Annotated in this window: 9 protein-coding genes; 5 read left to right on the top strand and 4 right to left on the bottom strand. The window is 56.1% G+C overall.

The window, feature by feature from the left end:
* Positions 1-673: 673 nt before the first annotated feature.
* Positions 674-1,315: an EF-hand domain-containing protein gene (locus OSO_RS0124495; RefSeq protein ID WP_010585707.1), complete on the bottom strand. Its 642-nt coding sequence runs from the start codon at positions 1,313-1,315 to the stop codon at positions 674-676.
* Positions 1,316-1,428: 113 nt separating this feature from the next.
* Positions 1,429-2,118, bottom strand: coding sequence for a dioxygenase family protein (locus tag OSO_RS0124490; RefSeq protein WP_010585706.1), 690 nt, complete (start codon positions 2,116-2,118; stop codon positions 1,429-1,431).
* A gap of 243 nt (positions 2,119-2,361) precedes the next feature.
* Here OSO_RS0124490 and OSO_RS0124480 point away from each other — a divergent pair, with 243 nt between their 5' ends.
* The 3 genes from OSO_RS0124480 (at position 2,362) to OSO_RS0124470 (ending at position 8,100) form a co-directional block, all read left to right on the top strand.
* Positions 2,362-2,967, top strand: a complete 606-nt coding sequence (locus OSO_RS0124480) for a sigma-70 family RNA polymerase sigma factor (protein WP_010585704.1) — start codon at positions 2,362-2,364, stop codon at positions 2,965-2,967.
* A gap of 291 nt (positions 2,968-3,258) precedes the next feature.
* Positions 3,259-6,687 (top strand): serine/threonine-protein kinase, encoded by a 3,429-nt coding sequence (locus tag OSO_RS48505; protein ID WP_157605426.1) that lies wholly within the window; start codon positions 3,259-3,261, stop codon positions 6,685-6,687.
* 474 nt (positions 6,688-7,161) lie between these two features.
* Positions 7,162-8,100, top strand: a complete 939-nt coding sequence (locus tag OSO_RS0124470; protein WP_010585702.1) for an AAA family ATPase — start codon at positions 7,162-7,164, stop codon at positions 8,098-8,100.
* Positions 8,101-8,195: 95 nt separating this feature from the next.
* Here OSO_RS0124470 and OSO_RS48500 read toward each other — a convergent pair whose 3' ends face one another.
* Together OSO_RS48500 and epmB are read right to left on the bottom strand one after the other, a co-directional pair.
* Complete coding sequence (locus tag OSO_RS48500; RefSeq protein ID WP_010585701.1) at positions 8,196-8,864, bottom strand: site-2 protease family protein; 669 nt, start codon at positions 8,862-8,864, stop codon at positions 8,196-8,198.
* 262 nt (positions 8,865-9,126) lie between these two features.
* Complete coding sequence (epmB, locus tag OSO_RS0124460; RefSeq protein WP_010585700.1) at positions 9,127-10,170, bottom strand: EF-P beta-lysylation protein EpmB; 1,044 nt, start codon at positions 10,168-10,170, stop codon at positions 9,127-9,129.
* A 205-nt stretch (positions 10,171-10,375) separates the two neighbouring features.
* Here epmB and efp point away from each other — a divergent pair, with 205 nt between their 5' ends.
* Positions 10,376-10,945: an elongation factor P gene (gene efp / locus OSO_RS0124455; protein WP_029247418.1), complete on the top strand. Its 570-nt coding sequence runs from the start codon at positions 10,376-10,378 to the stop codon at positions 10,943-10,945.
* Between the two features lie 215 nt (positions 10,946-11,160).
* Complete coding sequence (miaB, locus tag OSO_RS0124450; protein ID WP_010585698.1) at positions 11,161-12,612, top strand: tRNA (N6-isopentenyl adenosine(37)-C2)-methylthiotransferase MiaB; 1,452 nt, start codon at positions 11,161-11,163, stop codon at positions 12,610-12,612.
* Positions 12,613-12,689: the final 77 nt, after the last annotated feature.

Below are 12,689 nucleotides of genomic sequence, written 5' to 3'. Positions count from 1 at the left end.
CATGGCATATATACCACATCAACCGTCGCACAAGATGGACAATCGGAGTGATCGCCAGCAACGATTGCAGGTGCCAGCGTCCCAAAGATTGATCGCCATCCAGAGGGGCTGACACATTTTCTTCGAAGAATGGGTAAGACACCGCGCGAGGGATTCGCCATCAAGCAACTCGATGTCGATAATAATGGATCTCTCCCCCTCTCTGATCGTGGACGGGTTACCTCAAATTGGAAAGACACGAAGAGATTGATCGATTCAAATGGCAACGTGCTGACTCTTTCGGGAGCCAGCACGCATGCGGAATTCTGTAACGCATGAATGGCAACGATGCGTAGTCATTGCAGGTCGTTTTTTGTGCCCCTGGTTGCGATGCTGTTGACCGTTCCGTATTGATCGTCGAAAGGACAATGAAGGTTGTCGATAGACCATTCAACAAGGAATTGTTGTGAAAGACGATTGCCGTTCGAGTCCCACCCTACAGTGTTTCTTATTCTTGCATCGACTGGCACGGGCACAGCCAGGGGCGGACAAAAAACATCGCAAGACGCGTAAAATCCTCGCCCCCGAGCACCGTAGCGGCGGCGCCCGAAGTGGGGGCGAGGGAATCAAATGAAATCAGATCGGCATGTCGTCCTGCGAAAAGGTCTCGGAGTTCCCAATGGAACTCTGACAGTTATTCAGGTGGCCTGCGGGGTCGCACGTTTTCGCCGTCGCCACCGCCGCCTTCACGTCGGCCACCAGGTCCATCGGGTGGGCCGCCAAATCCGCCGGGACCGCCCGGGCCTCCGCGGCCACCTGGCCCACGGTCGCGCATTTGATGCAATTGCTGTTTCTGCTCGTCGTTCAAAATCTGCTCGAGGCGGGAATCGACGAGTTTTTGGAGTGCGTCGAGCTTCTTCTGTTGCCCGTTGCTCAATTTCAACATTTCGCGGACAGGTCTGGGCATGACTTCACCGATGATTGGCGGGCCACCCATTCCGGGACCACCGGGCCCGCCCCGTCCTGGTCCACCGCGCCCTGCGGGAGACTCTTTTCCGTGCAGGGTCGTGAGTTCTTCCCTTGTCACGATGCCGTCATGATTTTCGTCGGCGCGGTCGAACAATCCCATAAGCCGCGCGTCCGTGATTTCTGCTTTCGTTAGTTGCCCATCTTGATTGGCATCAAATGTCATCATCCGATCAATGACTGCCGCCGCGTCCGGCGGAGGGCCATCACCTCGGGGGCCTCCGTCGGGACGACCCGGTGGCTGGGCCACAACGACCGACACGGTTGCAAAAAGGCCTGCCGCAAGCAGGATGTGATTGGCGGTACGCATGATGGAAGCTCCTCCCGCTTTGACGCGTTTGATTTGTGCCTTGCGCTCAATTGGTCACGTAAATGTGATGAACTCGGTCGTGATTCGCTGGATCGGGATCACGATGGCGATCCTTATTCGTTGCGGAAAGCGTTCTCATCCGGCGTTCGACCGATGACGATGTCGAAGACGGCGGACAGTTCACCCGTTCGCGAATCTTTGATGGGCGTGAAATCGGTCTGCAGAAGCTCACGATCGATCAAATCGCGAGTCTGATAAAAGACACCATCCCGTTTGTTTCCTTCGTCGCCACGAACAAAAATCTGCGTCGTCAGCAACTCTTGATCGCCGCGCTTCAACTTGACGTGAATATGAGGCGCAGGGCGACCTGGATATGGCACGGGCTTGATGGTCCGAAAACGGTATTCCCCCGATGAGCCCGTGGTGAATCGTCCAAATCCTTGAAAATTCTGGTCCTGCTGCTTCTTTTTCGAACTGCTGTCCTTCGAATGCAGATAGACGGCATTCGCATCGCATTGCCATATTTCCATCGTGACGTCTTTGAGCGGCGATCCGTTGGGCGACAGTAATCGACCGGTCAGATGCGTGATTTCTCCCACGGCGGGTGTAATACTGTCGTTAATGAGGATCAGATCGTTATCGGCATCGAGGGGAATTTTGTCCGGATAGAACGGCCCTTCGGTCAGGGACGGTGTGCGCGCCAATTGCTCGGCAAATAGCCCGCGTGTGGTGAACAGCGCGGCACCAAAGGTCATGTTTCGCAGAAATCGTCGGCGTGACGGATCATTTGTGAAGTGATTCATCGTGAAAACCCTGAAGAACGGAATGTCGAATGGATCTCTTCAGATACCGGAAACGCAAACTGCCGATCCACATTCACAAAGAAAAATCTGAAATTCTCTTAAACACGGTGAATTCCATACCGAGAGGACGATTCGTTTGCCGTTTTCCTCTCGTTTCTGCTGTGTCCGTCACGCGCCAACTTCGTCACGCGCCAACAGATCTGCAAATCGCACTTACATGCTGCGGGTTGAAAGACGTTTCCAATGAATGATGAACTCGAACGACTGCAATGCGGCGGCGAAAAGGCGCTGGCGGAGTTGTTCTCGGAGTACCGCGATCGGCTTGAGCGACTGGTGGACTTTCGTCTCGACCACCGTTTGAGTAGTCGGGTTGATCCGTCAGACGTATTGCAGGAAGCCTATATCGAAATCGCGAGGCGTTATCGTGAGTATCTGAACGCCCCGAATGTTTCGTTCTATGTCTGGGTCAGGCAACTGACCCTGCAGGCCCTGATTGACATTCAGCGCCGGCATTTCGGCCTGAAACGAACACCGCAACAAGAAGTGAATCTGAAGCGAGGTCCTTCGGAAAGTACCAGTGATTCGATCGCTCAGATCCTGGGCGCACAGTTGACCTCTCCCAGCGGAGCGGCGATTCGCGCGGAAGAAATTCGGCAATTGCATTTGGCACTGGCCTCCATGGACGAAATCGACCGCGAAGTCCTCGCTCTCAGGCACTTCGAGCATTTGGGAAATGGCGAAGTTGCTGAAACGCTGGGACTCACCGCGACCGCGGCCAGCAATCGCTACATTCGGGCGATGACGCGATTGAGTGAAATCATGCAGCGATTCACCCCCGGGTCGACGTAACGGTCGGTGAGAAATCTGTTGAAAGCCGCGGGGAAAGCGCCATGGTCTCCATATGTTATGGCGTTTGGGAATGTGGGATCACGCCGTCTCTGTCATTCGAGCAGATGGGTAGAATTGCGGAGCGGGCTTTTCCAAATTTCCAAAACGCGAGGATTCGATCGGGTGTGGATTTCGTACCCTGATCCGACCAGACGGGTATGATCTCTGGTTCGCTGTGGATTGACTGGACCGATTTTCGGTGTTCGATGGACGTTTCTGCATGCGATGCGTGGCGGATGGAAGGAAATGGAAATGCCAGAAACTTCGCAACCGACGGAACGCCACGACGAACCCAAAGGCACGTCTAACGCTTTGTCCGACAAGATGATGGAACGGCAAGGTCGAATGAATTCCGACGGAACAACGGATGTTCTCGACGATCGCCATCCGGTTGAGCGACTCGCCGATGAATTCTCGGCGCGCTGGCGGGCGGGTGAGACCCCCACGATTGAAGAGTACGAGCGTCGCGCGCCGGAACATCGTGGGATGATTCGATCCCTGTTCACGACGATCGCGATGATCGAGCGGACGATTCGTCGCGAAACCACGCAGCGGCGAACTCCTCGCCCCACGATCTCAAAACACAAAGTGATCGGCGATTTCTCGATCGTTCGCGAAATGGGACGCGGCGGAATGGGGATCGTGTTTGAAGCGATTCAACAGTCGCTCAAACGACGCGTGGCACTGAAAATCCTGGGCTCGGGAATCTCGAACTCTCCTCAGCAGCTTCTCCGATTCCGCCGCGAAGCCGAATCGGCGGCACGCTTGCACCACACGAATATCGTCCCTGTCTACGGTATCGGCGAAGAAGGTGGCATTCATTTTTACGCGATGCAATACATTGATGGCGTGCCGCTTGACGATGCAATTGCCACAGTCCGGCATCGCTCGTCGGGCACGCATGACGCGAAATCTTCGAGTGCCCCGCAGCCGACGGGGGTGATGGCGAGTGGAAGTCACGACACCGACGAACCCAAGATGCCTCCGTCGTCCATCGACGATCCTACGATTCTGATGTTTGACGAGCCCCCGTCGCGTTCATCGGGTGTTGCCGACCGATTTCCGGATGGGCAACGCTTATCCTCGAGGCATTCGTCACGCTGGCCGTCGCCATCGGGCGCCGCGAATCCGTCGGCCTTTGAAGACCCTGACTGGGCGGCGCCGGTTTCGGAATTTCCGCCAAAGGTTCAAAATGAAGCAACGACGACGGAATCCGTCGATGCTTGTTTCGGATTCTTTGCGACGAATGGAACCCCGGACTACTTTTTGCGAATCGCCAATCTGGCGGCCCAGGTCGCGGACGCCTTGGGGTATGCGCACCAACACGGTGTTCTTCACCGGGATATCAAGCCTTCCAACCTGATGATCGATCGCAATGGCGATGTCTGGATCATGGATTTCGGGCTCGTCAAAATCTTGGAACGTCAGGATCTGACTCAGGCCGGCGAAATCGTGGGAACATTGCGGTACATGGCTCCCGAACAACTAGAGGGACGTGCTGATGTCACGACCGACATCTATGCCCTGGGCCTGACCCTATACGAACTCTTGACGCTCAGGCCCGCCTTCGACGGTGATGAAGCTGTGACACTGGCGCAGCGACTGCGTCAAAGCGATATTCCCAAACCTCGTTCGATTAACCCGTCGATTCCCAAGGATCTTGAAACGATCGTTCTGAAGGCGACCGCGCACGAACCGCAAGCTCGGTATGCCACGGCGGCGATGCTGGCGGATGACCTGCGGCGGTTTTGTGAGGATCGACCGATTCAGGCCCGTCGCGCCACGTATCGCGAGAGATTGTGGCGCTGGAGCCGTCGCAACCCGGCACTTGCCACAGCGACCGGTTCCACAATTCTGCTGCTGGGACTTGTCGCCGTGATTACCACGATGGGACGCCTGAAAGTGGAATCGGCTTTGAACGAGGCGAAGTTTGCTCAAAAACGCGCCGAAGCCAACCTCGATCTGGCCATCAACGCCTTCGACGAAATCATGAAGAATGTGACGTCGCGTGGATCTCCTAGCGCCATGTCGCCGAATCTCAGTGAAACCGACATTTCACTGCCGCAAGCCGCATTCTCAAAAGAAGACAGTCTGCTGCTGACGGAGCTGCTGAATTTCTATCGCAGCTTTACGAAGCAAAATGCCGCCAGTACGAACCTGCGACTCCGGACGGCCGAAGCCTATCGCAGTGCCGGCGATATCCTGGTGCGCCTCGGTCAACTCCAAAATGCAGAAGAGGATTTCAACACGGCCCTGATCGACTTTGGTCGCCTGCTGACCGCCGACCCCGGCAACGTCGACGTCATTTTGAAGACGGCGTCGCTTTACAATGATGTGGGCGAACTGCGTTTGCGGCGCGGCGAGTTCTTCGAAACTTTGAACGCCCATTTGGAGGCGCGAGCCATTCTGCTCAGGCAGCCAGACTCGATTCGGAATCGGCCGGACGTGCGCTATGAACTGGCCCGTGCCACGGATCTGTTTGCATCGATCGATATTCGAAGCGGAACTGATGAAGGACCGCAAATGCCGCCCGGCGGGCCGAGTGGCAGAACGCCAGCCGAGCGGCACCACCGCGCGGGGCGACACTCGCACACATCCCCCAATACGGATCTGGCGGATGAAAGCCAGAATGGAAATGCGGTTCATTTGGACGCCGAACACGCCGGGCCTCCCGGTGGGGCTGGCCGACACGACTCAGCAGATGAACCTCCACCCGGCGGCGGACCGGGTGGGCGTCCACCCGAACAAATCAATCCTCGCCTAGCCAAGGCGATGCCAGCGGCATTCGGAATCGCGGGTCATCCTCATGGGATTCCAGGCGATCCGCACGAGCGAATCGACAGCCTGGCCGCAACGCTGGTCGAGGCAAGTGATGAGTTTCGTTCGCTTGTGAAAGAGTTCCCCGCGAACGAAGACTATCAGTATCGGCTGGCGCAATGCCTCAGGCATCAAGTCGTCCATGCGGCCAGCAATGGCAAACGGGATGACGCACGAACCGCGTTTAACGAAGCGATCGAAATCCTGAATCGACTGACGACGACGGCACCGGACGATCAAAAGTACCAGTTCGAACTGGCTTATACGTTGACGCAGGCCACTCGTGTCGAATCGGAATCCGAAGCGCAAGAGGATCTCGATCGGGCGGTCAACATTGCAGAGGAACTGACGGAGAAATTCCCGACCGCATGCGACTCGCAACTCTTACTGGGAACCGCACTCGCACGACAGGCCGTGATTCAGGAAAAGACCGGTTGGATCGAAGATGCCGAGATGACCTTGTACCAGGCCATCGCCACGCTGGAACCTTTGACCGCTCGGTTTCCTGATCAAGGTGTGATCCAGATTCCGCTAGCGAAAACGCGTCAACAACTGGGAGATTTGATGCGTTCGACGGCGGACGCCGCCGATGATCCGCAGCAACGGCTGGAACAATCAAATACGGTCTTGCACATGGCGATCAATCAGTTCGAGGACTATCTCAAAAAGTCCAGAACGGATGGCGTGGCACCCAGTAAAGGTGGGTTCAATTCGCACACTCGATCGAATCTTTATTTGAGTCTCGCGGACACGCTGACCAAACTGCAGCGACCCGAAGAGGCGGCCGCCGCACGAAAACAGGCCCAGCGTCCATCACGGCCTCGTCGTGAACCCCGCGGTTCCCCTACTGAAGCGGGTCGCTGACGGATTCGGCAATGTTGGACGTTTGCATCGCTTGCGCGTTTGCGAGGTGAGGAGGTTTTGCGAACGGACGCTCCATCGATCCGCTTTGCAAGTACGATGCGGTGCTGTGACTCTGGCGCAAACGACATCTGCGTTGTTCGCGAAGTTGCGAGCGGAAGCCTATAATTCCAGCCCCGTCTCGTTGCGCTGCGGCCCTGTCCTGACAACGTTTGAGAGCATCGCCCACACGTTCATTGACCTGCTTAGCAGGCGTGGGACTGGCTCGTTTTTCCGCGGCAAAGGGAAGGATTACTCGAGTCGATGCACTGTGGATTCCAATTTAACCGTGAAAATGTGCCTGTTCCCCTCTCTTCGGGCTGTGAACGGTTACGCCTGTTTACGGTGCGTTCTTCTCGTATCAATTCAGGTTTGAAGCGGCATTCGCTATAAAAGAAATCAGTCATTCTTGCCGGATTCGGATGAGGAGTAGTTTGCGTGGCCGACGAACATCAGTTGATTGAGAAGCTCGAGCAGAACATTGCCACGGCGATCCTCGGAAAACCGGAACCGATTCAACTCTCGCTGGTCTCGCTTCTTGCGGGCGGCCATCTGCTAGTGGAAGACGCGCCGGGGGTCGGCAAAACATCTCTCGCGAAATCGATCGCGAAAAGCCTGTCCTGTGACTTCAAGCGACTGCAGTTCACGCCCGACATGTTGCCGAGCGATATCCTGGGTTCGAACGTCTTCTTACCAAACCGTGGTGAGTTTGAGTTTCGTCCTGGACCGATTTTTACGAACGTGTTGCTCGCCGACGAAATCAATCGAACGACACCGCGAACCCAAAGTGCGTTGCTGGAAGCGATGAGCGAAGGCCAGGTGTCGGTCGAAGGGCTGACGCATACGTTGCCCACGCCCTTCTTCGTGCTGGCGACACAAAATCCGTTCGAGTTTGAAGGGACTTACCCGCTGCCGGAAAACCAGCTTGATCGGTTCATGTGCTGCATCGAGATTGGATACCCCGCACGCGATGTCGAAAAGAACGTGCTGATCAACCATCGCGAGGGTGAGCCCGGTGATAAGCTTCAGTCGGTCATCACGGCCGAGCAACTTCGCCACCTTCAAGCGTCCGTCCGGGCCGTGAAGGTCGAAGACTCGTTGAATGATTACATTCTGGAAATCGTGCACGCCACTCGTTCCCACGAACAATTGCACCTGGGGGTCAGCACCCGCGGCGCGATTACGCTTTATCGAGCCGTACAAGGGCTGGCATTCATCGAAGGCCGAAGCTACGCCGTGCCTGACGATGTGAAACGTCTGGTCTTGCCAGTCCTGGCGCATCGAATCGTGGTGAAAGGCGTGCTGCACGAAGGCCGCCGCGATCGCGCCAAAGCGGTCCTCCGTCAAATTCTCAGCAAGACCCCTGTGCCCGCCTGATCGGTAACGCCGGGGACAATTTTAGTTGGGCCATAATCATCGAGCGCGTCGCGTACGTCTCACTTGGGATGCGCGACGCTCACGTTGCTGTCTGGCTATCGCCTCGACTGCAGTCCCATGACGCTCTGAAAGCAGAGCATAATCATGATCATTCCTGCCATCTGCTCGTCCCGGTAGTGCAGGAAATAGTAGGCGGCTGCGCCGGAGACAGCGACGCCGATAACCAGCGCGACCCCGAGAGGATTACGAAGCCTCAGGAGTTCGCAAAGTGAGTGGCACACATGTCCTCCGTCGAGCGGCAGGACCGGGATCAGATTGAATACGCTCCAGTACCAGTTCATCATTCTCAAGTATGCGAAGACATACGCGCGGTACTCGTACTCCAGAATGTGTTGGTGATTAAAAACGGCTTCGACGAGGCGAATAGTGGCCCAAAACAGGAAGCCCGCCCCGGGGCCCATCAGCGAAACGAGAATACTTCGGCCAGGAGTGTTGTTTCGATATCGATCCGAGACGGCAACACCACCAAAAAAGTGCAGCACGATCAATGTGGGCCAGCCGAACCATTCCGATGTCAGAGCGTGTCCCAGTTCGTGAACCAGCACCGAAAAAAAAGCACACGCCACGAAGATGAACGTCAGTTGCGGTCGTTCTGGATTCCAGCCCAGCAACGCCATGACGATCCAGAACGAGGGATGGACGCGGATAGGGACTCGGAATGCGACCAATCGGACGTCAAAAGGGGTAGGATTGATATTAAACATGCCGTCGAATTGCTTCCTGCTTGATGCGGCCGGTCTCTTAGCCGTGGATTGTGATCGTGACGAAAGTCTCTCTGGTCGCCTTTTAGGGGCTCGTTGTCAAGGTAGGGCCTTGGGAATCGCCCTGTCTCCAAGTCGAACGGGGGCTCTGTGATCGCTTGGATGAAGTGTATTTGGCAATGGTCAATTGTACCTGTGCGGTCAGTTCGTCTGGTGTCGAAAATGCTGGAATGGCGCTCTCGATCGAACGAAGTATCCACGTTCGTCAGATGGGTGTCTTATGAGGTTCCCCTGCGATTTCGCGAACGTATTGAGGCACGGCGTATCCCGGCAATCGAGTGCGCAGTTCGGCAATCAGCACCCTGCCCTGGGACTCGTCGACTTCGAAGTGGGCCGTTCTCTGCACGCGGTCGAGCTGATGCAGGTAATAGGGAATCACGCCGACATCGATCAGTCGCTCACTCAGTTCCGCCAATGCTTCCGCACTGTCATTGATCTTCCGCAAAAGGACCGATTGGTTGAGTGTCGTCACGCCCGCGCGAACCAGATCGCGCAGCGCCTGCTGACAGTCACCGACGATTTCGTTCGGGTGATTCGCATGCGCAACCATGATCGGCGTCAGTCGCGTGCCTGTCAGCAATCGGATCAGGGTGGGCGTCACGCGATCGGGTAAGACGATCGGAAGCCGCGAATGAATGCGCAGTCGGCGTAAGTGTGGGATTTTTGACAGTCGCTCGATGAAGATTTCAAGCCGCGTGTCGGTGAGCATCAGTGGGTCACCGCCGCTCAGCAGAACTTCGTGAATTGAATCATCGGCCTCAAGCGCCGCGAACGCCGGTTCCCATTCATCCAAACGTCTTGGCTCGTCGCCGTACGGGTAGTGGCGACGGAAGCAGTAGCGGCAATGGATGGCACACGCACCGGTTGAGATCATCAGTGCTCGGCCGCGGTATTTTTGCAACAGGCCCGGCGCACGACGGCTGGCATCGTCGCCGACGGCATCGTCGACGAATCCCGGGGTCGGACTCAGTTCATCCCTGAGAGGCAGCACCTGCATTAAGAGCGGATCATTGGGATCGCGTGGACGCATTCGCGCGATGTAGCTTCTCGGAACCAGCAGCGGAAACGTGTCAGCCGCCCGCCGCGCCGGGGCCTGAAGTTCGTCCGGTAACTGCAGAATCGAGATCAGTTCCAGCGGATCGCGAACGGCCTTGGCCAACGAATCGTGCCAGGTGGGGCGTGCCGACGTGAGCGAAAAGCCTTCCGAGATTTCAGCTTGCGGTGTCACGGGATGCCAATTCGCGTCCAAAAAAGTGGTCCTCAGTCCCGTTTCCCGCCCCGGCAGCGAACTTTTGGAGTTGCGGTGTCGTAAAGGCTTGTGTGGACAATTGTTCGAGCAATATCGTTCAAAAAAGACGGTTCACACTGGGGGGGGGATCTGATATCCTGTGGTGCTCGCGATCGACCCCGGTGTTGATCGGTTCCAAGTTACCGTCGAGACAAAGAAAAGACCAATGGCGCAGCTCAGTACGAGCGACTTTCGAAAGGGATCTAAAGTCCTATTGGACGGCGAGCCGTACGATATGATGGAAGTCAATTTCGTAAAGCCAGGTAAAGGGCAGGCTCTTTACAAATGTCGCCTGCGGAATCTGCTGAAGGGAACGATTCTTGATCGGACCTATAAAAGCGGCGATGGACTGGAAGCGGCAGAGATCCGGAATGGCGACGGCCAGTTTCTTTACAAAGATGCGGCGGGACTGGTCTTCATGGATCAGGTTTCGTTCGAGCAATACACCATTCCGTTGGATGTCGCCGGAGACCAGGCTCGATTCTTACAAGATGGGGCGATCTGCTCGATTTTGTATTGGGGCGAGCAACCGATCGGGTTTACCGCACCCGATAAGGCGATTTTGAAAGTGACATATACGGAAGATGTGGCTCGCGGGAATACGACTTCGAACTTGATGAAGCCTGCGACCCTCGAGAATGGTGAAATTGTGCAGGTGCCCGCGTTTGTGAACACGGGGGATCTGCTTCGGATTAACGCGCAAACAGGTGAATATGTCGAACGGGTCCGTGCCTAGCAACCTGTTGAGATCACGGGGACTGGCTCGGCACAGATTGGAAAATGCCAGAACAGCAGGAATGCAAGGTACCTGTTCCTCTGATATCAGCACTGCGTGAATTCAATAAAACAGACGTTCGAACAAACGATTCGAACCATTACTATCAAGGCGTGGCCAGACAACGATCCTGTGTCCGCGTCGCAGTTCGATCCTTTTAGACCGAAGTTCTAAGTATGACGGTTCCACATAACGGCAAACTCTTTATCGAGACAGTTGGCTGCCAGATGAACATGCTCGACAGCGAGCTGGTTGTCGGCGCGTTGCGGAAAGAGGGCTACAGCCTGACCGACGACGTGCAAGAGGCTGACACCGTCCTGTTCAACACCTGCAGCGTTCGCGAGCACGCGGAACACAAGATTTATTCCGCGCTGGGACGACTCAAGTACAGCAAGCTGTCACGCCCCAATCAGGTGATCGGCGTGCTGGGCTGCATGGCTCAAAAGGATCAGGAACTGATCTTTCAACGCGCGCCACATGTCGACATGGTCGTCGGGACGGGGCAACTGGCGGAAGTTCCCCGCCTGATTGGTGCCGCTCGTGAACATCGCGAGCGGTCGCTGGCAATCAGCCTTGATCGCAAAGAAGGCACCCGCGCCGAAGTCAGCGATAGCTTTCAAAGCTACGACCCGCTACGTGAACCCGAGATGCGTCCATCGCCCTATCAGGCCTTCGTGCGCATCATGATCGGTTGTGATAAGTTCTGCACGTACTGCGTGGTGCCGATGACCCGTGGTCCCGAGCAAAGTCGCCCACCCAAAGATATTCGCCGAGAAGTTCAGATTCTCGCCGATCAAGGCGTCAAGGAAGTCACGCTGCTGGGCCAGACCGTCAACAGCTACAAGGTCACCCAGGACGGCAAGCTTTATCGGTTGTCAGACCTGCTGGAATACATTCACGATGTCGACGGCATCCTACGGCTGAAGTTCGTCACCAACTTCCCCAAAGATATGACCGACGATCTGCTGCAAGCGGTTCGCGATTTGCCAAAGTGTGCCCAGTATCTGCACGTTCCCGCCCAATCCGGGTGTAACGACGTGCTGAAGCGGATGAAACGCGGCTATACGATCGAAGACTATCGTGAGATGTTTGGCCGCATTCGCAACACGCTTCCGAACGCGGCTGTGTCGAGCGACTTCATCGTTGGCTTCTGCGGTGAGACCGAAGAGGCTCATCAGAAGAGCCTTGATCTGATCCGTGAATGCCGGTTCAAGAATAGCTTCATTTTCAAATACAGTCCTCGACCGGGCACGAAGGCCAACGACCTGCTGGTCGACGACATTCCAGAAGATGTCAAGAAACGCCGAAATAACGAGATGCTGACCCTGCAAAATCAGATCAGTGCCGAAGACAATGCGGCGTTCATCGGCCGCCGCGTCGAAGTACTGGTCGAGGGACTAAGCAAGTCGGAAGTCAAACGCGGTGACGCCTCGACCGATGCGGGCCCTGTGCAACTGACCGGCCGCACGACCTGCGACCGAATCGTTGTCTTCAATGGAAACCCACGCCTGGCCGGTTCGCTGACCACGATTTCCGTCGAAGATTGCACTCCCACCACGTTGATCGGCTCGATCGTTACACATCAGGTTCAGCATGGTTCGTCACCACTCCTGCCGATCTTGGTCTGAGTTGTGCGCGCCCTGTAGAATGTGCCAGACTGCCGATTTGATCCATTCTTTCGTTTCGAACGTTTGGCAGGAACGGG

It is taken from the genome of Schlesneria paludicola DSM 18645, assembly GCF_000255655.1.
GTDB lineage: Bacteria > Planctomycetota > Planctomycetia > Planctomycetales > Planctomycetaceae > Schlesneria > Schlesneria paludicola.
The sequence above is the reverse complement of the archived record's forward strand: the minus strand, read 5'-3'. Positions and strand labels throughout refer to the sequence as shown.